The 25,749-nt window shown below is 36.5% G+C and carries 23 protein-coding genes and 2 tRNA genes; 8 read left to right on the top strand and 17 right to left on the bottom strand.

Translation table 11 applies throughout. The features are described from left to right. The first annotated feature begins 7 nt into the window (after positions 1–7). The 3 genes from D8845_RS04650 (at position 8) to cysK (ending at position 2,125) form a co-directional block, all read left to right on the top strand. Positions 8–643: a YigZ family protein gene (locus tag D8845_RS04650; RefSeq protein ID WP_125452646.1), complete on the top strand. Its 636-nt coding sequence runs from the start codon at positions 8–10 to the stop codon at positions 641–643. 15 nt (positions 644–658) lie between these two features. Further along, on the top strand, positions 659–1,102 hold the full coding sequence (locus D8845_RS04645) for a PH domain-containing protein (RefSeq protein WP_125452645.1): 444 nt from the start codon (positions 659–661) through the stop codon (positions 1,100–1,102). 96 nt (positions 1,103–1,198) lie between these two features. Further along, positions 1,199–2,125, top strand: a complete 927-nt coding sequence (gene cysK / locus D8845_RS04640; RefSeq protein ID WP_125452644.1) for a cysteine synthase A — start codon at positions 1,199–1,201, stop codon at positions 2,123–2,125. A gap of 121 nt (positions 2,126–2,246) precedes the next feature. Here the strand turns inward: cysK and tsf are convergent, their stop codons facing one another. From tsf to yfmF, 12 genes are all read right to left on the bottom strand, one after another. Next, on the bottom strand, positions 2,247–3,287 hold the full coding sequence (gene tsf / locus D8845_RS04635) for a translation elongation factor Ts (protein ID WP_125452643.1): 1,041 nt from the start codon (positions 3,285–3,287) through the stop codon (positions 2,247–2,249). Positions 3,288–3,365: 78 nt separating this feature from the next. Next, on the bottom strand, positions 3,366–4,145 hold the full coding sequence (gene rpsB / locus D8845_RS04630) for a 30S ribosomal protein S2 (protein ID WP_007556349.1): 780 nt from the start codon (positions 4,143–4,145) through the stop codon (positions 3,366–3,368). A 216-nt stretch (positions 4,146–4,361) separates the two neighbouring features. After that, positions 4,362–5,555 (bottom strand): peptidoglycan hydrolase PcsB, encoded by a 1,194-nt coding sequence (gene pcsB / locus D8845_RS04625; RefSeq protein WP_125452642.1) that lies wholly within the window; start codon positions 5,553–5,555, stop codon positions 4,362–4,364. Between the two features lie 93 nt (positions 5,556–5,648). Beyond that, a complete protein-coding gene (mreD, locus tag D8845_RS04620; RefSeq protein WP_125452641.1) occupies positions 5,649–6,143 on the bottom strand; it encodes a rod shape-determining protein MreD in 495 nt (164 codons plus the stop codon). Then, positions 6,143–6,961, bottom strand: coding sequence for a rod shape-determining protein MreC (gene mreC, locus D8845_RS04615; protein WP_125452640.1), 819 nt, complete (start codon positions 6,959–6,961; stop codon positions 6,143–6,145). Before mreC ends, mreD begins: the two co-directional genes overlap by 1 nt. Positions 6,962–7,020: 59 nt before the next feature. Then, on the bottom strand, positions 7,021–7,815 hold the full coding sequence (locus D8845_RS04610; RefSeq protein WP_084930564.1) for an energy-coupling factor transporter transmembrane component T family protein: 795 nt from the start codon (positions 7,813–7,815) through the stop codon (positions 7,021–7,023). After that, the gene (locus D8845_RS04605) at positions 7,808–8,647 is read right to left on the bottom strand and encodes an energy-coupling factor transporter ATPase (RefSeq protein WP_125452639.1); all 840 of its coding nucleotides are present in this window, start codon (positions 8,645–8,647) and stop codon (positions 7,808–7,810) included. Before D8845_RS04605 ends, D8845_RS04610 begins: the two co-directional genes overlap by 8 nt. After that, a complete protein-coding gene (locus D8845_RS04600; RefSeq protein WP_125452638.1) occupies positions 8,632–9,459 on the bottom strand; it encodes an energy-coupling factor ABC transporter ATP-binding protein in 828 nt (275 codons plus the stop codon). Before D8845_RS04600 ends, D8845_RS04605 begins: the two co-directional genes overlap by 16 nt. Next, positions 9,456–10,001 carry a CDP-diacylglycerol--glycerol-3-phosphate 3-phosphatidyltransferase gene (pgsA, locus tag D8845_RS04595; protein ID WP_084950597.1) on the bottom strand — a complete coding sequence of 182 codons (546 nt, stop codon included), beginning with the start codon at positions 9,999–10,001 and terminating at the stop codon, positions 9,456–9,458. Before pgsA ends, D8845_RS04600 begins: the two co-directional genes overlap by 4 nt. A 10-nt stretch (positions 10,002–10,011) precedes the next feature. Next, on the bottom strand, positions 10,012–10,839 hold the full coding sequence (gene rodZ, locus D8845_RS04590; RefSeq protein ID WP_125452637.1) for a cytoskeleton protein RodZ: 828 nt from the start codon (positions 10,837–10,839) through the stop codon (positions 10,012–10,014). A gap of 41 nt (positions 10,840–10,880) precedes the next feature. Continuing rightward, positions 10,881–12,164, bottom strand: coding sequence for an EF-P 5-aminopentanol modification-associated protein YfmH (yfmH, locus tag D8845_RS04585; RefSeq protein WP_125452636.1), 1,284 nt, complete (start codon positions 12,162–12,164; stop codon positions 10,881–10,883). Continuing rightward, complete coding sequence (gene yfmF, locus D8845_RS04580; protein ID WP_125452635.1) at positions 12,161–13,411, bottom strand: EF-P 5-aminopentanol modification-associated protein YfmF; 1,251 nt, start codon at positions 13,409–13,411, stop codon at positions 12,161–12,163. Before yfmF ends, yfmH begins: the two co-directional genes overlap by 4 nt. Positions 13,412–13,569: 158 nt before the next feature. Between yfmF and yaaA the strand changes: the two genes are divergently transcribed. Together yaaA and recF are read left to right on the top strand one after the other, a co-directional pair. Then, the gene (gene yaaA, locus D8845_RS04575) at positions 13,570–13,938 is read left to right on the top strand and encodes a S4 domain-containing protein YaaA (RefSeq protein WP_125452634.1); all 369 of its coding nucleotides are present in this window, start codon (positions 13,570–13,572) and stop codon (positions 13,936–13,938) included. A 2-nt stretch (positions 13,939–13,940) separates the two neighbouring features. Next, positions 13,941–15,032 (top strand): DNA replication/repair protein RecF, encoded by a 1,092-nt coding sequence (gene recF / locus D8845_RS04570; RefSeq protein ID WP_125452633.1) that lies wholly within the window; start codon positions 13,941–13,943, stop codon positions 15,030–15,032. A 56-nt stretch (positions 15,033–15,088) separates the two neighbouring features. On the opposite strand, the gene guaB is transcribed toward recF, so the two are convergent. Both guaB and trpS read right to left on the bottom strand, forming a co-directional pair. Next, positions 15,089–16,567, bottom strand: a complete 1,479-nt coding sequence (gene guaB, locus D8845_RS04565; protein WP_000073431.1) for an IMP dehydrogenase — start codon at positions 16,565–16,567, stop codon at positions 15,089–15,091. A gap of 151 nt (positions 16,568–16,718) precedes the next feature. Further along, entirely contained in the window at positions 16,719–17,744 is a 1,026-nt protein-coding gene (gene trpS / locus D8845_RS04560) for a tryptophan--tRNA ligase (RefSeq protein WP_125452632.1), read from the bottom strand. Positions 17,745–17,950: 206 nt separating this feature from the next. Here trpS and D8845_RS04555 point away from each other — a divergent pair, with 206 nt between their 5' ends. After that, a complete protein-coding gene (locus D8845_RS04555) occupies positions 17,951–19,573 on the top strand; it encodes an ATP-binding cassette domain-containing protein (RefSeq protein WP_125452631.1) in 1,623 nt (540 codons plus the stop codon). 59 nt (positions 19,574–19,632) lie between these two features. After that, complete coding sequence (locus D8845_RS04550; RefSeq protein WP_125452630.1) at positions 19,633–22,176, top strand: YfhO family protein; 2,544 nt, start codon at positions 19,633–19,635, stop codon at positions 22,174–22,176. 29 nt (positions 22,177–22,205) lie between these two features. On the opposite strand, the gene D8845_RS04545 is transcribed toward D8845_RS04550, so the two are convergent. Continuing rightward, complete coding sequence (locus D8845_RS04545; RefSeq protein ID WP_125452629.1) at positions 22,206–24,848, bottom strand: YhgE/Pip domain-containing protein; 2,643 nt, start codon at positions 24,846–24,848, stop codon at positions 22,206–22,208. A 127-nt stretch (positions 24,849–24,975) separates the two neighbouring features. Here D8845_RS04545 and D8845_RS04540 point away from each other — a divergent pair, with 127 nt between their 5' ends. Beyond that, complete coding sequence (locus tag D8845_RS04540; protein ID WP_001158273.1) at positions 24,976–25,518, top strand: TetR/AcrR family transcriptional regulator; 543 nt, start codon at positions 24,976–24,978, stop codon at positions 25,516–25,518. 40 nt (positions 25,519–25,558) lie between these two features. On the opposite strand, the gene D8845_RS04535 is transcribed toward D8845_RS04540, so the two are convergent. Then, positions 25,559–25,632: transfer RNA gene (locus D8845_RS04535), tRNA-Asn, on the bottom strand. A 5-nt stretch (positions 25,633–25,637) separates the two neighbouring features. Beyond that, positions 25,638–25,709 (bottom strand) — tRNA-Glu (locus D8845_RS04530). Positions 25,710–25,749: the final 40 nt, after the last annotated feature.

Here is a 25,749-nt window from a genome sequence, read left to right as displayed (position 1 = left end):
TTAAATCATGGAATTTAGAACAATTAAAGAGGACGGTCAAGTCCAAGAAGAAATCAAAAAATCCCGCTTTATCTGTCATGCCAAGCGTGTTTATAGCGAAGAAGAGGCTCGTGACTTCATTACTGCCATCAAAAAAGAACACTACAAAGCTACGCATAACTGCTCTGCTTTTATTATTGGGGAGCGTAGTGAAATTAAACGTACAAGTGATGATGGTGAGCCTAGTGGTACTGCTGGCGTTCCCATGCTTGGGGTACTAGAAAATCACAATCTCACCAATGTCTGTGTGGTCGTGACACGCTACTTTGGTGGTATTAAATTAGGCGCCGGAGGACTGATTCGTGCTTACGCAGGCAGTGTGGCCTTAGCTGTCAAAGAACTTGGCATCATTGAAATAAAAGAACAAGCTGGCATTGCTATTCAAATGTCTTACGCTCAGTACCAAGAGTACAGTAACTTCCTTAAAGAACATAACCTCATTGAGCTAGATACAAATTTTACAGATCAGGTCGATACGATGATTTATGTTGATAAAGAAGACAAAGAAAATATTAAAGCTGCACTTGTGGAGTTTTTTAATGGAAAAGTTACTTTAACTGATCAAGGTTTACGTGAAGTTGAAGTTCCTGTAAACTTAGTGTAAATAAAGGAGAAAAATATGGCATTTGGAAAATTCATTCAAGGACTCGCTGGTAACTTTAGCGAGCAAAACAAAGAAACTCTTATCAAAGAATATGGACAATATCTACTAGAAAATGAAGAAATTCAAAGTGGGTATAAACTGATTCGTGACTCGATTATATTTACAAATATCCGTATTATCTTTACAGATAAACAAGGAGCTACTGGTCGTAAGATGTCCATTAAATCAATCTTTTTAATGAACATTATTAACGTTGAAATGGAAACTGCAGGAGCAGGTATAGATGATAGTGAAATTACTATTACTTATTTAGAAAATGTCTTTCTAAAAGCACATAATGAACATTTTAGTTCTCATAAATTTGAATTTCCTAAGAAAACCGATATCGTTCCACTTTATACATATTTACTAGAATTAGCCTACCACAATCGCTTAAAAATTAATGGCTTAGACCTATGATATAAAAAAATCCTATCGCTTCGATAGGATTTCTATATTTTACAAATGGTATAGATAGCGTTATACTAGAAATATCTTATACAAAGAGGTATTCATATGTCTATTTATAACAACATTACTGAATTAATCGGTCAAACTCCGATCGTTAAACTCAACAGTATTGTGCCAGAAGGCGCCGCAGATGTCTATGTAAAACTTGAAGCATTTAACCCTGGTTCTTCTGTAAAAGACCGTATTGCTCTTAGCATGATTGAAAAAGCTGAACAAGATGGTACTTTGAAACCAGGTTCTACACTTGTTGAAGCAACAAGTGGAAACACTGGTATTGGACTTTCATGGGTAGGTGCTGCTAAAGGGTATAAAGTCGTCATCGTTATGCCTGAAACTATGAGTGTAGAACGACGTAAGATTATCCAAGCTTATGGCGCTGAAATCGTCCTAACTCCTGGCAGCGAGGGAATGAAAGGTGCTATTGCTAAGGCTCAAGAAATCGCTGCTGAACGTGATGGTTTCCTTCCTCTTCAATTTGACAATCCAGCTAATCCAGAAGTACACGAAAGAACAACAGGAGCTGAAATACTAGCTGCTTTCGGTAAAGATGGACTAGATGCCTTTGTTGCTGGAGTGGGTACCGGTGGAACGATTTCTGGTGTTTCTCATGCACTCAAATCAGCAAATTCAAGCATTCAAGTTTTTGCAGTAGAAGCAGATGAATCTGCTATTCTATCTGGTGAAAAACCTGGTCCTCACAAAATTCAAGGTATCTCAGCTGGATTTATTCCTGATACACTTGATACAAACGCCTATGATGGTATCGTTCGTGTAACATCAGACAATGCTCTTGCACTTGGCCGTGAGATTGGCGGAAAAGAAGGATTCCTTGTTGGCATTTCTTCAGCTGCAGCTATCTACGGAGCAATTGAAGTTGCTAAGAAATTAGGTACAGGTAAGAAAGTCCTTGCTCTAGCACCAGATAACGGCGAACGTTATTTGTCTACAGCACTCTATGAATTTGAAGTGTAGTCTCCTAAATACACTTAGCCCTTATTATAGGGCTTTTTGTTTATATCTTGAAAAGTAGAAGGCTCTTCCTATAGGAATCTACTACATAGAAAAAGGAAGCAATTTAGCTTCCTTTTTATTATTAGTTATTCAAGGCTGCTGCCATTGTAGCTGCAACTTCAGCTTCGAAGTCATTTGCAGCTTTTTCGATACCTTCACCAACTTCAAAGCGAGCGAACTCAACTACTGAAGCGTTAACTGATTCAAGGTATGCTTCAACTGTCTTGCTGTCATCCATGATGTAGACTTGTGCAAGAAGTGTGTAAGCTTGGTCAACTTTAGTGTTGTCAAGCATGAAGCGATCCATTTTACCTGGGATGATTTTGTCCCAGATTTTTTCTGGTTTACCTTCTGCAGCCAACTCAGCTTTGATGTCAGCTTCAGCTTGAGCAATCACTTCATCAGTCAATTGAGATTTTGATCCATACTTCAAGTGTGGAAGAGCTGGTTTGTTAACCATTGCACGGCTTTCATTATCTTGGTCGATTACGTGGTTCAATTGTGCCAACTCATCTTTAACGAATTGCTCATCCAATTCTTTGTAAGAAAGAACTGTTGGTTTCATCGCTGCGATGTGCATTGACAATTGTTTAGCAAGTGCTTCATCTCCACCTTCAACAACTGAAATAACACCGATACGTCCACCGTTATGTTGGTAAGCTCCAAAGTGTTGTGCGTCTGTTTTTTCAATCAATGCAAAGCGACGGAATGAGATTTTTTCTCCGATAGTTGCTGTTGCAGATACATATGCAGCTTCAAGTGTTTCACCTGAAGGCATTGTCAATGCAAGTGCTTCTTCGTTGTTAGCTGGTTTACCTTCAGCGATTACTTTAGCTGTAGCATTTACCAATTCAACGAATTGAGCATTTTTCGCAACGAAGTCAGTTTCAGCGTTTACTTCAATAACTGCTGCAACATTACCGTTAACGTAAACACCAGTCAAACCTTCTGCAGCAACACGGTCAGCCTTCTTAGCTGCCTTAGCCATACCTTTTTCACGAAGCAATTCAATAGCTTTTTCGATGTCACCGTCTGTTTCTACAAGCGCTTTTTTAGCGTCCATAACTCCGGCACCAGATTTTTCACGCAACTCTTTTACAAGTTTAGCTGTAATTTCTGCCATTTTGATTCTCCTATATTTTTTAAAAATAGGAGAGCCGGGCTAAGCCCCGCCCTCCTAGGTAATTACTATTTATATAAATTAAGCGTTGTCGCCTTCTACAACTTCAACGATTTCTTCAATTGAATCTGCTTGAGCTTCTGAAGCTGCAAATTCTGCTTCAACTGCTACTGCATCTTCACCTTGACGTCCTTCGATGATAGCATCAGCCAATTTAGCTGTAATCAATTTAACAGCGCGGATAGCATCATCGTTAGCTGGGATGATTACATCGATATCATCTGGATCAGTGTTTGTATCAACCATCGCTACAACTGGGATTCCCAATTTCTTAGCTTCTTTAACAGCGATTTGCTCTTTATGTGGGTCAACTACGTACATAACATCTGGGATACGAGGCATATCTTCGATACCACCCAAGAATTTTTCAAGACGTGCACGTTGTTTGTTAAGAAGTGCAACTTCTTTCTTAGGAAGAACTTCGAAAGTTCCATCTTCTTCCATACGTTTGATTTCTTTCAAACGAGCGATACGTTTTTGGATTGTTCCCCAGTTTGTAAGAGTTCCACCCAACCAACGGTGGTTGATGAAGTATTGACCTGAACGTACTGCTTCTTCAGCAACTGCATCAGCCGCTTGTTTCTTAGTACCAACGAACAATACAACTGCATCGTTAGCTGCTGCATCACGCATGAAGTCGTATGCTTGGTCAGCGTATTTTACAGTTTGTTGCAAGTCGATAACGTGGATTCCGTTACGCTCAGTGAAGATGTACTTAGCCATCTTAGGGTTCCAGCGACGAGTTTGGTGACCAAAGTGTACACCAGCCTCAAGAAGTTGTTTCATTGAAATTACTGCCATGAGTATTTCTCCTTTTTGTTTTTTTCCTCTTCTTGACTTCAACTCGCAAAACGACCCAAAGGCAACTGTTTCACAATTCATCAAGAATGAGTATTATCGTTCACACGACAATTTTCATTTTACCATACTTTTTCAATATTTTCAAGCTATTTTAGTAGATTTTTAAAGTATATAAATTATAAAAGAGACTCAAATCGAGCCTCTTCGTTTTATTCATTAGTTTGGATAGATATATGTTACAAAACCTTCTGAAGTTGTAGTAGGATTGAACCAACCACGTTTATTTCCGATTGTACGGTTTCCACCATAGTTTGATTCAGATACTTGGATACTTGTTGATGATGAAACAGCTGTAACCACGGCTACGTGTCCATATCCACCATCATTCCAACATGCAATGGCACCAACTTGAGGTGTAGATCCTGTGCGGAATCCTGCAGCAGCTGCACTTGTAGCCCACTGTGCTCCATTACCCCAGTAATCTCCAGCCCAAGGTGCTAATGTTTTAGCTCCCCATGTACACTCACCAGTTGGATAACTTGAAGCGTTTGTACTGTATGTTGGACGATGTTTTACTGATGCAGGAGTGTAGCTTGAAGATGATTCAGATGAACTAGATACTGCTTGAACTTCTGCTGTAAAAGTTGTATTCCCAGAAGCAACTACTGTTTGTTGTTGACTTGCTTGTTTAGCTTTGTAGGCTGCTTCTGCTTCTGCAGCTGCTTTAGCTTCTGCTTCCGCTGCAGCTTTTTTCTCAAGTAAACTTGCTTTTTCATCCTCAGCAGTAGCCTTTTCAGCAGCAAGATTCAATTCTGCAGCTTTCAACTCAGCTTGTTTTGTAGTTAATGTTTGAGCATCATCAGCTAGTTTTTGCTGATTTGCAATAACTGTATTAATTGCATCATTGTTTGCTACTTGTTTTTCAGAAATAGCTTTTTTATCTGCCTTTTGTTGTTCCAACATTTTGTTGTTTGCAGATACGATTTCACTCATTGCAGCAACACGTGAAATAGCTTCTGTAATTGATTTTGAGTTTACAATTGTATTGATGTAATTTGTTGCAGCTCCATTTGTTTGAGCACTACGAGCTTGTTTTTGCAATGAATCATTGCGAGATACAATATTCTTAGAAAGTTCTGTAATTTCACCCTCAAGCTTTTTAGATTCTGCTTGTAGTCTATCATTTTCAGATTGCAAGTTTGATTGCTCTGTTTGAATAGCAGATACTTGCTCCTGAATTTGATCAACTTGTTTTTGGGCTTCTTGTTGTTGTGCTGTTAAGTTACTAATTTTATTATCTTGAGCAGCAATTTTGTCATCAGTAGTTTCTGCATGCGCAGTTGTTAAAACAGCTACTTGAGAAACCATTACTGTACTTAGTAAAAGTGACGCTAAGATTTTTTTCTTCATATTTCGTAGATACTCCTTCTTTTAAAGACACTACTAGTATACCAAAAAAAGGCCTAATGAATATTACGCCTTTGTTACATTTTTATTTCTTTCTTATAGGTAAAACTTTTCAAAAATAAACTGAAAAATAATCATACATATAAGGTTCAAAATCATTGATGGCACTAAACTATAGACTATAAACAAAGACATACTATCCACAGTTAAACCTACCACTAATGCAAGTATATAAGCTCCCATCTCAAATAGAAAAGTCATGACAATAATTGCCAACATTCTCGTCCAACGATTCAATAAAATAACACTATTAAATTTATGGAGAAATACTCCCAACAAGACGAACAACAAAGTCGCAATCCCTATCAAGTGGAAAAAGTAAATGTCATAAACCAAACCCACTACAAAACAATATGCTAAATAGAGATACTCTGATACCTCAATCGTCTCAAATAAGAGAAACAAAAATAGAAAATGACTAGCCAACTGCACGTGGGGAAAAAATGAGCCCAGAAGCTGACTAATATGGGCATCAATTAGAACAAAGAAAGGAAGCAATAAAAATACTCCAACCCGCTTCAACTGTCTCATTATGAATTCCCCACTAATTCTATCACACTCACATTATGAGTATCTGCACTTAATTTAACAGTTACTTCTCGTGTCAAGTAGTCCGTACTATGCGTTGTGGCAACCACTTCACCAACAGGAATATCCGCAACGTTAAAGTTTCCTAATCCACCAGTGGTTACCTTATCTCCCGCACTAATATCGCTATTACTATTTAATTGGCTAATTTTAAGAACTTCATTTTCTTTGTCATAGCCAACAATAATACCATAAATTGTAGTAGAACCATGTTGAATTTTAACAGAAATCTTATCAGCATTTTCCGTATTTGTCAGAAGGTTGACCATAGTAGAGTTCTCCTCCACTTTTGAGACACTCCCAATCAAGCCACCATTTGCAATGGCTAACATGTTCTCAGAAGCCCCTTTTGATTTACCTGCATCCAGGGTCAATTCCTGCTTCCAAGATACCGGAGAACGCATAATAACATCTGCTGCTAAAGTCTTTGTGGCTTGCAACTTGGACTTCATATCAAGCAATTGACGCAGTTGTTCATTTTCCGTCTTTAAACTTTCCGCCTCATTTGATTTAACTTCTAATTGGTAAATCTGTTTCTTCAAACTTTCATTTTCATTATAAGTTCGTGTCAAATGAGCCAAATCTGATTTGACAGAATCAAACAACTGAAAAGGTTTTTGCACAACCCTATCAACCAATGAGATTCCATCTCCTAATTTTGTCACAATTGTACTTGAATAAGTCGTCGCTAAGAGAGCTGAGACAAGCAGAACAGTGACAAAAACAATAATGACATATTTTGATTTTTTAAAACGGTTCATATTCCTACCTTTATATCAAAAACTGTTACAGTAACTTTTTTATTAATTCCTGAAAGCTACTAAGATTTTAAGAAAAATAAGCAACAACCAAGTACGAGAATAACAAGAATGGTCAGCGTATCCTTTCGAGTCCATTTCAGTTGTCGGTATTGACTTCTGCCTTTTCCCCCCTGATAACCACGCGCTTCCATAGCAATAGCCAAGGAATCCGCACGTTTTAAACTTGTCGCAAAAAGAGGAATCAAAATGGGAATCATAGCCTTCACCTTTTGAACAATACTTCCTTCTCCAAAATCCACTCCACGCGCTTTCTGTGCATTCATAATCCGCGTCGTATCATCCATCAAGGTTGGGACAAAACGCAAACTCATAGACAGCATCAAACCGATTTCATGAACTGGAACTTTCACACGCTTTAAAGGCGCTAACAAAGCTTCGACAGCTGATGCCAAACTTAAGGGCATGGTCGTTAAGGTTAACAAAGTTGAAAAGAAAATAATCAATACAAAGCGACAAAAAATAATTCCAGCTTGTTGCAAAGCATAATCCGTGATTCTCACAAACGAAAACTCAAATAAAACATTCCCATTAGAAATGAAAAATAGTTGAAAAATAGTTGTGAAGGCAATCAAGAAAAACATAGATTTCAAGCCCTGAATAAAGAATGAAAGAGATACTCCTGACAAGGCAATAAATATCCCTGTCGCTATAAAAAGAATTAGATTCGTCAAAGGATTATTAGCCCAAAAAACGATCAAAATCAGTAGCATCATAGCCAGTAATTTACTACGTGGGTCCAACCGGTGAACAATCGAATCCCCTGGGATATAACGCCCCAAAATCATACTATCCATTTAGCGACTCCTTGAACTCCTCTATCTTAATCGGTAATCGTTTAAATGCCACGCCTCTATCAACCAATCGTTTACAAAAAGCTGTAATCTTAGGTACTCCCAACTGAACTTCTTCCATAAAAACAACATCTTGAAAGACATCACTTGGTTTGCCACCCTTCACTAAACGTCCCTTTTCCATCACATAGACTTGATTCGCATATTCAGCAACATCATCCATCAAATGCGTGACTAAGACAATGGTCATCCCTGACCGGTGGAGTTTTTTGAACAAATTCATCAACTCTTTTCTACCTAGAGGATCTAGGCCAGCTGTTGGCTCATCTAAGACTAATATAGCTGGCTCCATGGCAAGTATGCCTGCAATTGCGACACGTCTCATTTGTCCACCTGACAACTCAAACGGACTACGATCAAAAAGTGATTCATCAATTCCAACCAAAGCCAGTTTCTCACGCGCAATCTGCTCCGCATCTTCTTCAGAAACTCCAAAATTTTGTGGTCCAAAAGCAACGTCCTTCAAAACTGTTTCTTCAAAGATCTGATTTTCAGCAAACTGAAATACCAAGCCAACCTGTTTTCTAATTTGACGAATATCTTTATTTTTAGAATTCGAGGTGATTAAGGTATCAAAAACTCGTACACTTCCTTGACTTGGCACCAATAAACCGTTTAAAAGTTGTAAAATAGTCGATTTGCCGCTACCTGTATGCCCAATTAAAGCCGTATAAGAACCATCTTCAATCGTCAAAGAAACATCCAACAAAGCTGCTGAAGCTAAGGGAGTCCCTTCTTGATATGTAAAACTCACATTTTCTAGAGCAATTCCCATAGTTTATCCTCTAGCTCACTTTCTGTCAAATAATTTCCAGGCAAATCATAGCCATTCTGGCTCAAAGAATGTTTTAATTGATTGGCAAAAGGATCGTCTAATCCAATTTGATCTAAATCACTTCGAGAGAAAAGTTCTCTAGGACTACTGGTTGATTCAATTTCCCCTTTTTTTATGACCAATACACGATCACTCATGGCGACTTCTTCCAAATCATGTGTAATGGAAATGACCGTCATATCATAATCTTTTCGAATTCCTTTTACTGTCTCAATCAGTTCTCTACGCCCCTCAGGATCCAACATACTTGTCGCTTCATCTAGGATTAAAATAGCTGGTCTTAGAGCTACAACACCTGCAATGGCCACACGTTGTTTTTGGCCACCCGATAAACGCGCTGGCTCTCGCTTTTTAAAGTCCAACATGCCAACCAAATCCAGAGCTTCTTCCACTCTCTTTTTCATTTCTTGACGAGAAAGGCCCTGATTTTCCAAACCAAAGGCAACGTCATCTTCAACAGTCGCTCCAACAAATTGATTGTCTGGATTTTGAAAAACCATACCTATTTGACGACGTATATCCCAAACATTTTCCTCAGTCAACTGTTGACCATCAATTACAATCTCTCCAGATTCTGCTTCCAGTAAGCCATCAATTAACCGAACAGTCGTTGATTTACCACTACCATTATGCCCTACAATAGAAAGCCATTCTCCACGTTTCACGTGAAACGTAATATCCTTCACATCATAGTATTCCTGACTTTCCTTATAACGAAAAGAAAGATTTTTTACATCAATTATTGCTTTCATTTCGAACCAAATGTCCCTTTAAATACATAGGCACTACCCTTGAAATAATCATAGCCAGAGTAGATAGTGAAAAACAAGGCTACATAAAGTAGGACTTGACCAATCAAAGTCCAATGTAATAGCAAGAAAATAATCGCAAACATCTGACTAAAAGTTTTAATTTTTCCAGGCATGGCTGCTGCTAAAACCGTTCCACCAGTTTCAACCAGTAAAAGCCTCAAACCTGTCACAGCCAACTCACGACAGATAATCACTGCAACAATCCAAGCCGGAGCCATTCCTAACTCAATCAGCATAATAAAAGCCGACATAACTAGTAGCTTATCCGCCATAGGATCTGCAAATTTACCAAAATTACTAACCACATTCCATTTACGAGCTAAATATCCGTCTAAATAGTCGGTAATACTGGCAATAGCGAATATAATAGCTGCTACTATATGACTTTCTAGCGAATTTCCTATCGTTAAAATAAAGATAAAAATAGGTATAAAAAGAATTCGACCTATTGTTAAGAGATTGGGAATTTGTTCTTTTTTCATTCGTTTTTCCTTAATTTCTAGTAAAGGTTACAGTGATTTGTCCAGTTTGAGCTGTTAATTTCGATAAATCAACAGTCTGATTATCTACTGTTAAAGCAACACCTTTGACAACACCTAAAGTAATGGTCACAGGATTTTTTGTTGAAACTGTTGTTTCCGCACTTTTATTATCCGGTGATAAGGTCACACCACCCTCAAGCTCACTTTCTGAAACACTAACCCAACTTCTAGCATCTGAAACTGCCAATTGTAATTTTGCGGTTTCCTTACTTGTTTTATAAACGATTTCTACATAATTTCCTTCACCTGATACACTTATAACTGGTTCAATATTCGAAGAGCTACTTGATGAACCACTACTTGAAGATGGAGTTACAGAACTAGTCGAACTTGTTGCTTGGACTACACTATAACTAGACGTAGATGAATTCTCCGGTTGAGTCTGGAGATAATTCCAAACATAATAAGTCAGAAAAATGACAATCGATAGGGCAAAGAGTATAAAATAAAATAAAGGTAAAAATGATGTCTTATTTTTCTTACTGGAACGTCTCCTGCCTGTTAACTCGTCTTCATCAACATCTACTTCCTCATAAGTAATCATGCTCCCAGAATCATAAGCATCCAAGACAATTCTCTCATCTAGCTCAACTGCCCACGCATACTTTCTCAAAAAAGAACGAGTATAAAATGGACTAGGAAGTTGATCAAAATCATCAGCTTCCATTGCCTCCAACATATCCAACTGAATTTCTGTTTTTTTGTGTAATTCTTCTAAAGTTAACCCTTGGTTGGTTCTAGCTAAACGTAAAACCTCACCAATTGTTTTTTTCCTCATACTTGTCATTCCTTCTTTCTAGTGTCGATTATGATAGGTTACTATGATGGAAATATTGTAAAATCAACTATGTCACCATCATCTATTAAATGGTGTCCAGCATCAAGGACATCCTCTAAAGTAATTTCCTGTAAAATTTTCGGCAAATCAAAGATTGTCTCACCTTGTCCAAAAGCATCATATTGCGTTGCAATAAATTCAAGAGAGTTCATGCTACTGAAAAATTCTCCAAACATCTCTCTTTTGATAATGTCTAAATGATCCTCTGTAATATCTAAATCCTTTGTGAAATTACGAATAGCCTTTTTAAACTGATAAGATAAAGCAACTGGCTCTTTTGTATCCATTGTCAACATAATAAAATGAAAGCGACTTGTTACTTCAACTTCAAGAGATAAGGACGCATCAATTTTACCTGATTCATATAATTTCTGAAAACGATCCGAGGTCCAACCAAACATCATTGTAAACAATAATTTTAATAAAATATGATGTCGATAGCAATCAGCCTCAACAACATCTTGTTTACCTCTAATACCTATCGCTAGTTTGGGAGAAGACACTTCCATTCTCATACTGTCTGTTTGCTTTACATCTTTTAAAACAAACTTTTCTCTTGCTACTTCCTGAACATCTAAATCTTCCAGTTTTTTGCTTTCAAAATAGTCCTGTACTTGATCCACATCAAAATTGCCAACTAAAAACAGAGACATGTTTACAGGTTTGTAAAACCTTGTGAAATTTTCTTTCAAATTAGTTAGATTAATTTGGGAAATTGACTCCTCACTTCCAACTATATCAGTTGCTAAAGGTGTACCAGGATACAAATTCGCTAGAGTTGAAAAGAATAAACACGAATCTGGATCATCTTGATACATTTCTCGTTCTTGCTGAATAATATCCTGCTCTCTTAAAATGGAATCTTCAGTAAAATGTGCTAATGTCACCAATTCATCAAGTAAGTCTAAATTGTCTAAAAAATGATCCGTTGCTGAAAAAAGATAACTTGTTTTTGTAAAGCTTGTAAAGGCATTACTATCTGCACCTAGACTCGTAAAAGCCGACATCAAATCGCTAGCATCTTCTCTCTCAAATAATTTATGTTCAAGAAAATGAGCAATTCCTTCAGGATATTGTTTTACATCTCCGTCAACTTCTGTGACAAGAGTATCTACCGAACCAAACTGTACAGTTACACTCCCGTAAACCTCCTTAAATTCCTTTTTAGGCAAAAGAGCAACCGTCAATCCATTTGACAAATGAGTTCGATAAACCATTTCTTTTACAGCTGGATAGTATTTTTCTTCAAAAACAACCTTTGTCATTCTATTCCTTCCATAAAGTAAATCGCCTGTAGTTTCACATTATTAGCTGCTCTACAAATAGCATCTTTGTCAACTTGCTCGAGTTTTGCAATCCAACCTTTAAAGTCTGCTGAAGATTTTCCAAGTAAGGCATTTTGATAAGCACGTTCAATCAATGAACTTTGACTATCTTGAGAAAGTAATAAAGACCGACGAATCATTCCCTTGGTCTGCTCTAACTCAAGCTCTGTAAAATATCCTTTTTTTAAATCAAGCAGTTGATTATTCATCATTTTACGAGCCTGGTTACGATTTTCTCGATTGATACCAGCATACATCCTCAAGAATCCACTAAATAAATCAAGCTGACTTGAAATAGTATAAGCCAATCCAGCATTTTCACGGACATTTGCAAATAGTTTAGAGTGAGCAAATCCACCAAGTAAACCATTCATTACAATCATGGGTAAATGTTGCTCATCACCATATTCAGAAGGGCAATGATAACCTAATTCCAAAATGGATTGTCCCACATTTTTCCGAACCATACCTTCCTGCAGGATATTGGAATAAGGTTGACAATACTGAACCTTCACATCTCCTTTTCGACCTTTAAAGCCAAATGATTCTAATACATTTTGAATTTCAACCTCATTAAAATCACCTAGGAAAAAGAAATCTATTCGATTATTGGCCAAAAATTCTTGGAAACAAGAATAAGAACTCTGTGGAGTTTCAGCTAAAATACGATTTCGTAAATCACTATATTCCAATTGGAGACGTTCGTCATGAAAAAATATTTTGTCTAATTCTTTATGTGAAAAATAAAAAGAATCATCCATATCAACTGCTAAACTTGCTAGCAATTGCTTTTTCTCAATTTCAAATAAGGACGGATCAAATCCATTATCAACTAGCATGGGTGAAAAAAGAGTTTCTTTTACTAGTTTCAAAACCTGAGAAGTTAGCACATTTTTCCTACTCAAAAACTCATCACGAACATAGGTAAATGTCAATTCTACAATGTGACTTTTCCCTCTTCTAAAACAATTGGTTGACATATCTGTACCGTATAGACTGGCCAAATGTTTTCTCAAATCTTGAGAAGTAGGATACATCTGATTAGCGGTCTCTAGCATACTCGCACTCAACATGCGACCTGCAATCGTATCAAGAGATAATGGAGCGGTAAAACGTACGATGATTTTGTTCGTTTTAAACTTTTTTGATTGGATAAAATGTGTTGAAATTCCATGCACTAACTCCATGATTTACCTCCTTATATACAGACTTCTATTATATCACGAAAACCTGAAATTTTCTTGTTCTCTGTAACAGTTTTGAAATAAAAATCGCTTACATTTCTCCTTGTTTCTCTCACTATTTTTAGGAAAATATGGTATAATACCAAAGATTGAGGTGAATTATGGAATACAAATTATTTGAAGAATTTATTACCCTCCAAGCACTACTCAAAGAACTTGGAATTACACATAGCGGAGGAGCTATCAAATCATTTCTCTCTGAACATTCTGTTTACTTTAATGGGGAATTAGAGAATCGTCGTGGTAAAAAACTTCGTATTGGTGATAAAGTTGACATCCCTGACATGAATATTGACATCTTGTTGACACAACCTACTTCTGAAGAACAGGATGAATACCAAGATGATAAAGTTGAAAAAGAACGAATCGCTAAACTTGTCAAGGAGATGAATAAGGGAGTAAAAAAAGACAACTCTAAACCTACTTCATCACTAAAAAGAAAACAAGCTCCACGATTCCCTGGTAGATAATCATGTGGCTACAACACCTATCTCTCAAAACTTTTCGTAACTACAAAGAGACGAAAATAGACTTTAATCCTAAATTAAATGTCTTTTTAGGACGCAATGCACAAGGTAAAACAAATATGTTAGAGGCTATCTATTTTTTAGCCTTAACACGCAGTCATCGAACTCGAACAGATAAAAATCTCATTCATTTTGATGAGGAACAGCTTCATCTTTCAGGTCTTGTTCAGAAAAAAACTGGATCCATTCCTCTCGAAATCGAACTAACACAAAAAGGGCGTGTGACAAAAGTTAATCATTTAAAACAGGCACGACTTTCAGATTATGTCGGATACATGAATGTTGTCTTATTTGCTCCTGAAGATTTACAACTAATTAAAGGAGCACCTTCAATTCGACGAAAATTTATTGATATGGAGCTTGGACAAATTAAGCCAATCTATTTATCAGATTTAACCAATTATAACCACATCCTTAAACAAAGAAATACCTATCTAAAATCAGCTCAAAAAATAGATGAAACATTCCTTTCAGTCTTAGATGATCAGCTAGTTGATTATGGATGTCGTGTAATGAATCACCGCTTAGATTTCATAAAAAAACTAGAATCATTTGGTCGTAAGAAACATTTTGAACTCTCTAATCAGATTGAAGAGTTGTCAATATCCTATCAATCTTCTGTCAAGCTAACTAACAAAGAAGACTTATCAGAATCTTTCAAAATTGCTTTAGAAAAAAGTAGGTCCAGAGATTTATTCAAAAAGAATACTGGTGTTGGTCCTCATCGGGATGACATTTCTTTTTATATAAATAGAATGGATGCTAGTTTTGGCAGTCAAGGTCAACATCGTAGTCTCGTCCTCTCGATAAAATTAGCAGAAATCGAGTTAATGGAAAGCATTACTACAGAATCTCCAATATTACTGCTTGATGATGTTATGAGCGAACTTGACAACACTAGACAACTAAAATTATTAGAAACGATTTCTCAATCAATCCAAACCTTTATTACAACAACAAGCTTAGATCATCTTCAAAATCTACCAGAAAATCTAAGTATCTTCACTATTCAGGATGGTAAAGTTTCTGTAAATTAAAATTGACAACATTGTAAAAGAACTCCTGTTTCCACGGGAGTTCTTTTCATTGTTTTTTACATAGAATAATTTGGTGCCTCATTAGTAATTTGTACATCATGAGGATGGCTTTCTTTCAAACCAGCACCAGACATTTCAATAAATTGAGCATTATCGTGTAGTTCTTTAAGGTTAGCTGCACCACAGTAACCCATACCAGAGCGAATACCACCAATCATTTGGAAGACAATATCAGCTGCCGCTCCTTTATAAGCAACACGACCTTCAATTCCTTCTGGAACAAGTTTGTTTGCTTCATTGACAGAACCTTGGAAGTAACGATCGCTTGAACCTTTCTTCATTGCTGCGATTGAACCCATACCACGGTAAGTCTTGAATTTACGTCCCTGGAAGATTTCAGTTTCGCCTGGAGCTTCATCAGTTCCAGCAAACATTGATCCAAGCATAACTGCATTTCCACCTGCAGCAAGGGCTTTTACAATATCTCCAGAATACTTAATTCCACCGTCAGCAATGATCGTTTTACCATATTCACGCGCAACAGCTGCAGCATCATAGATAGCTGTTACTTGCGGAACACCGACACCAGCAATCACACGAGTTGTACAGATTGAACCTGGCCCAATACCAACCTTGACAACGTCTACACCTGCTTCATAAAGGGCACGTGCACCTTCAGCAGTAGCAATATTTCCAGCAATCAAAGTACGATCTGGGAAATGAGCACGAATCTCAGCAATTTTACGTAAGACACCTGCAGAATGACCATGTGCAGTATCAATAACAATCGCATCCGCTCCTGCCTCAAAAAGAGCCTCTGCACGTTCAAATGTATCTGAAGTAACACCTACTGCGCCTGCAACTAGAAGACGTCCAAACTCATCTTTAGCGGCATTTGGAAACTCAATAACTTTTTCAATATCTTTGATAGTAATCAAGCCAGAAAGACGTCCTTCTTCATCTACCAAAGGAAGTTTTTCAATACGGTGTTCTTGAAGAATACTCTCAGCTGTTGTAAGATCTGTACCCACAGGAGCAGTCACAAGATTCTCACTGGTCATATGATTTGAAATTGGTTGGTTATAATCTGAAATAAAACGAAGATCTCGGTTTGTCAAAATACCAACTAATTTACGATTTTCAAGTGTTTCAACAACTGGAACACCACTGATACGGTAACGTCCCATAAGCTCATCAGCCTCAGCAATTGTATGTTCAGGTGTCAAGAAGAACGGATCAATAATAACTCCATTTTCAGAACGTTTTACCTTACGAACTTCATCTGCTTGTTGAGCAATTGACATGTTTTTATGGATAACTCCGAGACCGCCTGCACGAGCAATAGCAATGGCCATTTGACTCTCTGTAACTGTGTCCATGGCAGCGGTAATAATTGGGATATTTAAAGTCAAATTATCTGCCAATTTAGTTGTTAAATCTGCATCGTTAGGCAACACATGACTTTCAGCTGGAATAAGCAATACATCATCAAAGGTAAAACCTTTTTTCAAAAATTTAGTGTCCCAATTAGACATTCGAAGTTTCCTCTTTTCTTTCTTTTTGAGCTTGACTCTTTTTATATTGTATCTATCATACCATTCTATAAAAATTTGTCAAATGTTACAGGGGTAAATAAAAAACTATCTTTTCTTTGAGATAGAAATGATAGTTTCTTGTAAAATAAACTTAGTTAAAGTAATGAAGTCCCATTGCTCCTTTAACCTCAGATAGGGTTTGACCTGCAACTTCCCGCGCTCTTTCACTACCTTTTTGAAGCATATTATAAACTTCTCCCATATCCTTAGCAAATTCGATACGGCGCTCACGAATAGGACCCAGTTCACGTTCTAATATTTCAAGTAGATAACGCTTGGTCTTCACATCACCAAGACCACCTCGTTGATAATGTTCTTTCATGTCAGCAATTTCTTGAGCATCTTCTGGACGACCAAAAACATCTAGATAATGGAAAACCATATTTCCTTCAATTTTACCTGGATCCTCAACACGGATATGATCTGGATCTGTATACATACTCATCACTTTTTTACGCAAAGTATCCGCATCATCAGCTAAATAAATACCGTTATTGAGTGATTTAGACATTTTAGCATTTCCATCTAAACCAGGTAAACGCCCTGCTCTCTCATTTTCTGGATAAATACCTTCCGGCTCTACCAAGACATCACAGCTATATGCATTGTTAAAGGAACGGACAATTTCACGAGTTTGCTCAATCATTGGTTTCTGATCTGTCCCAACAGGAACATAATTAGCCTTGAAAGCTGTGATGTCAGCTGCTTGAGCTATTGGATAGACCAAGAATCCTGTCGGAATACTTTCTCCAAAGCCTTTCTGAGCAATCTCTGTCTTGACAGTTGGATTGCGCTCCAAACGTGCTAATGAAACTAGATTCATATAATACATAGACAACTCAGCCAACTCTGGAATTTGGCTTTGAATAAAAATAGTTGATTTACTTGGATCTAATCCAACTGCAAGATAATCCAAAGCAACATTTCCGATAGACTCTACAATTGTTTGAGGGTCTTTAGCATGATCTGTCAAAGCTTGTTGGTCAGCTAAGAACACAAACATATCATACTTATCCTCTTCCTGTAATAATACTCGATTTTTGAGACTTCCAACATAATGTCCAATATGCAATTTTCCTGTTGGACGGTCTCCTGTTAAAATAATGGGTTTAGTCATTTTGTTCTCCTTCGATATAGTCCCTTCAATTATAGCATTTTTTTTAATGAAATAACCGTAATTTATCAAAATAAATCAGCCTTGCTATTTACGGATTTGTGTAAAGTATGCTGTAAATTTAATTTACACAAAATTGACAGATAAAAATTTGAATATTTCCGTATTTTCTAGTAGAATAAATATATTACATATATAGGAGAAAAACATTGCTTACAGTATCTGATGTTTCACTACGTTTTAGTGATCGCAAACTTTTTGATGATGTCAATATCAAATTTACAGAAGGAAATACTTACGGATTAATTGGTGCTAATGGTGCCGGAAAATCTACCTTTTTAAAAATTTTAGCTGGAGATATCGAACCTACTACTGGTCACATCTCTCTTGGTCCAGATGAACGTCTCTCTGTTCTTCGTCAAAATCACTTTGACTATGAAGATGAACGTGCCATTGATGTTGTTATCATGGGAAATGAAAAACTTTATAGCATCATGAAAGAGAAAGATGCTATCTACATGAAGGAAGATTTCTCAGATGAGGATGGAGTGCGTGCTGCCGAACTCGAAGGAGAGTTTGCTGAGCTTGGAGGCTGGGAAGCAGAAAGCGAAGCCTCTCAACTACTTCAAAACCTAAACATTCCAGAAGAATTGCACTATCAAAACATGAGTGAATTGGCCAACGGTGAGAAAGTAAAAGTTCTCCTCGCCAAAGCACTTTTTGGTAAACCAGATGTTCTTCTTTTGGACGAGCCGACCAATGGTTTGGATATCCAATCAATTACATGGCTAGAAGACTTCTTGATTGATTTTGATAACACCGTTATCGTAGTATCCCACGACCGTCACTTCTTAAACAAGGTATGTACTCACATGGCCGACCTTGACTTCGGAAAAATCAAACTCTATGTCGGAAACTATGACTTCTGGAAGGAATCTTCTGAACTCGCTGCTAAATTGCTAGCAGACCGTAATGCCAAAGCAGAAGAAAAAATTAAACAATTGCAAGAGTTCGTTGCTCGTTTCTCTGCTAATGCTTCTAAATCAAGACAAGCAACATCACGTAAGAAAATGCTTGATAAGATTGAGCTAGAAGAGATTGTACCATCTAGTCGTAAATATCCATTTATTAACTTTAAAGCGGAACGTGAAATCGGTAATGATCTCTTGACAGTAGAAAATCTAACTGTAAAGATTGATGGTGAAACTATCTTGGATAATATTAGTTTCATCTTGCGTCCAGGTGATAAGACAGCGCTTATTGGACAAAATGACATCCAAACGACTGCATTAATTCGTGCAATCATGGGGGACATTGACTATGAAGGAACTGTCAAGTGGGGAGTAACTACTAGCCGTTCTTACTTGCCAAAAGATAACTCGGCAGATTTTTCAGGAGGAGAGTCAATCCTTGACTGGTTGCGTCAATTCGCAAGTAAAGAAGAAGATGACAATACTTTCCTACGTGGCTTCCTCGGCCGAATGCTCTTCTCTGGAGATGAGGTTAACAAACCTGTCAACGTCTTGTCAGGGGGAGAAAAAGTTCGTGTCATGCTTTCAAAACTCATGCTCTTAAAATCAAATGTCCTTGTACTTGATGATCCAACCAATCACTTGGACTTGGAATCTATCTCAAGCTTGAACGATGGATTGAAAAACTTTAAAGAATCAATCATCTTTGCCAGTCATGACCACGAGTTTATTCAAACTCTAGCTAACCATATCATTGTCTTGTCTAAAAATGGCGTCATTGACCGTATCGATGAAACCTATGATGAATTCCTAGAAAATGCAGAAGTACAAGCAAAAGTTAAAGAACTTTGGAAAGACTAAAAAAATTCAAAACTCAGTTGGGTTAACCAGCTGAGTTTTCTAACATTTTATGAGGTAACATGAAATTATTTTTTAAAACATATTGGACCTATTTTGTTTCTTTCATCATTCCCATAATCATTATGATAGGAGTATATCTATCTCAAGGTATCTACTGGAATAGCGACAACTCTCCTCTATTAGGAGATGGCTTTCATCAATACGTTATTTTTGATATAGCTCTAAGAAATATCCTACATGGAAATGGTGGTTTGTTTTACACCTTTACAAGTGGCCTCGGATTAAATTTCTATGCCCTATCTAGTTATTACTTGGGAAGTTTCCTTTCACCTCTAGTTTACTTTTTTAATCTGTCGAATATGCCAGATGTTGTCTATCTGACAACTCTCTTAAAATTTGGATTGATTGGACTGTCAACTTATTTTAGTTTAAATAAATTATTTCAATCGATTCCTAAGCCTTTAAAACTAGCTTTATCTACTTCCTATGCTCTGATGAGTTTCACTGTCAGTCAATTAGAGATAAAAACCTGGCTAGATGTTTTTATCTTGATTCCTTTAATTATAACTGGTTTACATCTACTGATAACTGAAAAGAAATTCCTATTGTACTTTACAAGTCTGTCAATCTTATTTATCCAAAACTATTATTTTGGCTATATGACAGCATTGTTTCTTATTTTCTGGTATCTCTGTCAAATTTCTTGGGACTTTAAAACTCGAAAATCATCTTTTCTTGATTTCATAATCACCTCCGTTTTAGCTGGTATGGCTAGTTTGATTCTGACTCTTCCTACTCTGTTTGATTTACAGACACATGGAGAAAAATTAACTGAAGTTACAAAGTTTCAAACTGAAAGTAGCTGGTATCTTGATCTCTTTGCTAAGCAATTCATCGGTTCCTTTGATACAACAAAGTATGGGGCTGTCCCAATGATTTTTGTTGGACTACTTCCCTTTATTTTGACCATTTTATTTTTTACACTGACATCCATTAAGTTTCACGTGAAACTTATCTATGCAATTTTCTTTGCATTTCTAATTGCTAGCTTTTATATAGAAGCTCTTGATTTATTTTGGCAAGGTATGCATACTCCAAATATGTTTTTACATCGCTATTCTTGGATTTTCTCTACCTTGTTAATTTACACAGCAGCGAAAGTCTTAAATCGTCTGAAAGAAATTAAAATCTGGAATTTTTTAGTTTCGCTTTTTCTTATAGTAACAGGATTTTTAGCTACCATCTATCTAAAATCACATTATTCTTTTTTAACAGATTTGAATATTCTGCTTACTCTTGAATTTTTTGTTGTCTATTCTCTTTTACTCCTTGCAGTTATCAAAAAGTTTATATCTGTGAATCTGTTTACCATTCTAATCTCTTTATTTATAATAGTTGAAATAAGTTTAAATGCTTCATCTCAAATGGACGGAATTGCTAAAGAATGGGGCTTTGCTTCTCGAAGTGCATATAATCGAGAGGTCCCAGCTATGGAATCTTTCTCAACATATATTGGAAATCAATTTACTCGTACTGAGAAACTAGAGACTCAGACAGGAAATGACAGTATGAAATTCAACTACAATGGAATCTCTCAATTTTCTTCTGTTCGAAATCGTTCAGCAAGCTCTACTTTGGATAAACTTGGGTTTAAATCCTCTGGGACTAATCTCAATCTCCGCTATGCAAATAATAGTATTTTGGCTGATAGTTTATTTGGTATTCAGTACAATATCTCAGACAGTCCTATTGATAAGTATGGTTTTAAATATATCTATCAAAAAGATAATCTTACCCTATATGAAAATCAATACTCTCTTCCGATTGCATTTGCTAGTCAATCTATTTACAATGATGTCAAGTTCAATGAACACACTTTGGATAATCAGGCCTCGTTTTTAAATCAACTTGCTAACGTCGATTTTGATTATTTTTCTCCAATCCCTTATGACAAAACAGAAAATACTGATGATTTGATTAGTGTTACAAGTTCTTCAAATGAGGATGCAGCAATCCAGTATCAAATTGAAGTACCAGAAAACAGCCAAGTTTATCTTTCTTTCACAAACATTCACTTTTCTAATGACAAACAAAAGAAGGTTGACATCCTTGTAAATGGAGAAAAGAAAACTTTTACAACTGATAATGTCTTCTCCTTCTTTAATCTAGGCTATACAAAGGAGAAAAAAACTTCCAATATCAATGTTAGTTTCCCTGGAAATTCACAAGTATCATTTGAATCTCCTACCTTCTATCGTTTAGATACCCAAACTTTAACTGAGGCAATTCAAAAAATTAAAGAACAGCCTGTAACAGTATCAACTTCTAAAAACAAGGTTTTTGCTACATATGATGTCCAACAAGATACATCTATTTTTTTCACCATTCCTTATGATAAAGGTTGGTCTGCCTACCAAGATGGTAAGAAAATAGAAATTAAACAAGCTCAAACTGGTTTTATGAAAGTTGATGTTCCCAAGGGGAAAGGAACTATTACACTTTCCTTCATTCCCAATGGTTTTATTACTGGAGCAATCTGTTCCTTTACTTCTCTCTTACTATTTGGAATCTATAATCACAGACGAAAGTCATCTAAGGCATAAAAAATCGACCAGTTAATCGGTCGATTTTTTTAATCTTCTTCCATTTTCTTAGGTTGATAGGCTAGCATACCTAAACCAGTAAATAGAGCTAGTATGACAGCTAGGAAAATGACTTGATGATGAATATTTCCTGTCATAGAGATTGTTTGTCGTAATCCAGAAACTGAGTAACTCATTGGTAACCAAGGATTAATGGCTCTAAAGAAATCATTTGTCAAAGCAAGTGGGTAAGTACCTGCACTTGATGCTAACTGTAATAAAAGCAAAATAAGAGAAAAGAAAGCTCCTATACGGCTATTCCATGTTGTTAAAGCGGTCACCATGGACATGAATACTAAACTTGTTAGGATAATGAGAATAAATGTTCTCATCTCATGATTAGCCGTTAGACCAATAAGATGAACTCCTCCATATACCAAAATTCCTGCCAAAACAGCTATAATACCATTTATTTCAGATCGAGATTTCAACCAAGCCCAACGACTCTCTGGATGACGTCCTGAAGGCAACTTCGCAAAGATCATATTCGTTGATATTGCTGCAACAAAGAGAGCAACTGATATCATATAAGGAGCCATTGCAATTCCATTTACAGGAACTTGATCATTATCTGTTTTGGAAAGACTGAGAGGATTTGACAAAATCTCTGCATTTTTAGATTCCGTTGATGCTGATTTAAGTTGATCACTAGCATTACCTAGTCCTTGTCCTAAAGAAGCAACTCCTGTCTGTAAACCTTCCAATCCAGAAGTTAACTTCGTTCCACCTTCTGCTAGTTTCCCAGCTCCATCTGCCAATTTATTAGCTCCACTTTCTAATTGAGAAACACCTGAAATTAACTGACTGGATTTGTCAGCTAGTTGGCTAGAGCCTGACTGCAATTTATCAACTCCTGCTATCAATTCTTGACTCTTTTGATTCAATTGGTTAGAGCCAGTTGATAATTTTTCAATACCAGACACTAATTCTGGAGTTTTTTCAACTAATTGACCAACTCCTGCTGTCAATTTAGAAGATTTTTGTGTCAAGGTAGTTGAGCTTGAAACTAATTGGTCCAAACTACCTGTCAAGGTGGAAGTCTTTTCACTTAGTTGACTTGCGCCCTGAGAAACTTTATCAACACCCGCAGTATATGCGTTTACACCTGATGCAATCGACTGACTAGCAGGAACTAATTTGCTAGTAACAGCTCCTTGTATCTCTGTTAATCCACTTGACAATCCTGTCAAAGAAGTAGAAGCAATAGGTAATACTTGATTAGCTTGATTTTTTAAAGTCGAAAGATTAGAAGATTGATTTTGTAAGTTTTCTAAACTTCCCTGTAAACCTTGAACTAAAGCTACAATTGACTGTGCTAATTGAATACTATCAGTCGAATTTTGAGATACAGAAGCACTTATTTCAGCTTGTTGCTCAATTGTCAAAGATTGATAAGCTGCTGTCGATTGAATATTGGCTAATGTAGTCGCTTTATCAGACTGAGCACTTGCTAACATTTGATTAGAAAGAGATACTATACTTGATAAAACAGAATCTAAGTGTTTTGTATCTCCAACATCAATATTTTGAATGGCTTGATTTAACTGATTCAAACCAGAAGATAATTGATTAATTTGATCTTTTTGCTCAGACGAAGCATCTAACTTGCTAGAAAGTTGTTGAATCCCTTCACTTAATTGCTCCACCCCCATTCGAAGTGTAGCTGATTGATTGGATAACTGATTAGCACCTGTTGCAAGACTTCCCACTCCATTGGTGTAAGCACTAACACCAGATGAAAATTGATTAAGACCAGCATTGAGCTGAGAAACACCGCCAGTATAAGATTCTACACCAGTATATAATTGATTAATTCCCCTCACTAATTCAGGGCTTTTAGAAGATAATTGACCTAACCCACTATCTAATTGACTCACTGCACCAGTATATGTAACTAAACCACTATTAAAATTCCCTAAGCCAAGATGAAGTTGTTCAACACCAGAGATATAAGAGGATAATCCTTTAGTAAACTGCTCCGTTCCATTTGAAAATGTTAAACTTGAATCTGCTAAAGAGTGTAGGTTAGTAGTTAATGTTTGACTTCCTGCCACTAACTGATTCGCTCCATCAGTTAGTTTTTCACTACCAGACGCTGCTTGACTCATCCCATCCTTTAAATCGACCATTTTGTTGAATAAAGCTTTAGTATAGGTCTCGGTTACATTGGTAGAAACATTCTGCTTTAATTGTGTCATTGCAGAATCACTCATCTTGCTGGCAATAAAGCTATGACCACTTGAAGTCTGATAATCGATTTGCATTTGCTCTGGGTGATCCGTTAAAATAGAAGCTGCTTTTTCAGACAAGTCACTTGGCAAAGTGACTACCATATAATAATCACCGTTTTCTAGACCCTTCTTACCTTCTTCTTCATCTACAAAATGAAAATCCAATGATTTATTTTGCTCTAAATTAGACACCATGTCTTTTCCTATAGAAATGCTATTACCATTATAGGAAGCCTCTTTATCATTATTGACAACTGCCACAGGTAAGTCAGACAATTGACCATATGGATCCCACATTGATGACAAAAATATGATATTGTACAGAGCGGGAATAAGAGAAACCCCTATCATGACAATAATAAAGGTTTGTTTTTTAAAAATTGCTTTCCATTCTTTAAACATAGTTTCTCCTTTTTTAAACATATTGTCTAAAATTTTGATATAATAGATTATACAATAAAAAATCTAAATTACAAGATAAAAAATCTATTTTTAGACATATAGTCTAATTTGTTTACAAGGAGGAAATATGCAAGAAAGTAACAAACGCTTAAAAACAAAGCGAACTATTGAAAATGCTATGGTACAACTACTGATGGAACAACCATTTGATCAAATTTCTACTGTCAAGTTAGCAGAAAAAGCCGGAATTAGTCGTTCCAGCTTCTATACTCACTATAAGGATAAGTATGATATGATTGAGCACTATCAAAGCAAGCTATTCCATACATTTGAATATATTTTTCAAAAACATGCTCATCATAAAAAAGATGCTATTTTAGAAGTCTTTGAATATCTAGAGTCAGAACCACTTCTGGCTGCTCTTCTTTCTGAAAATGGGACTAAAGAAATCCAAAATTTCTTAAGAAATAAACTTCATATCATGCTCAGTACAGATTTACAAAAACGCTTTATGCAACTGAATCTCAATACCACTGAATTAGAATATAGTAGCATCTATCTAACTCACGCACTTTTTGGTGTCTGTCAAACTTGGATTGCACATGGAAAAAAAGAAAGTCCTCAAGAAATAACAGATTTCCTTATGAAGATGCTTGGTGATACAAATTGATACAAAAAAAGGAACAACACTATGTTCCCTTTTATCTATACTCCGCCAGTAGGACTCGAACCTACGACATCATGATTAACAGTCATGCGCTACTACCAACTGAGCTATGGCGGATAAAATAGTCCGTACGGGATTCGAACCCGTGTTACCGCCGTGAAAAGGCGGTGTCTTAACCCCTTGACCAACGGACCTTCTATCTGTAGCAGATATAACCATTATATCAATTTCTTA

The organism is Streptococcus mitis (assembly GCF_003942865.1).
GTDB lineage: Bacteria > Bacillota > Bacilli > Lactobacillales > Streptococcaceae > Streptococcus > Streptococcus mitis_BI.
This window is presented reverse-complemented; position numbering and strand designations above follow the sequence as displayed.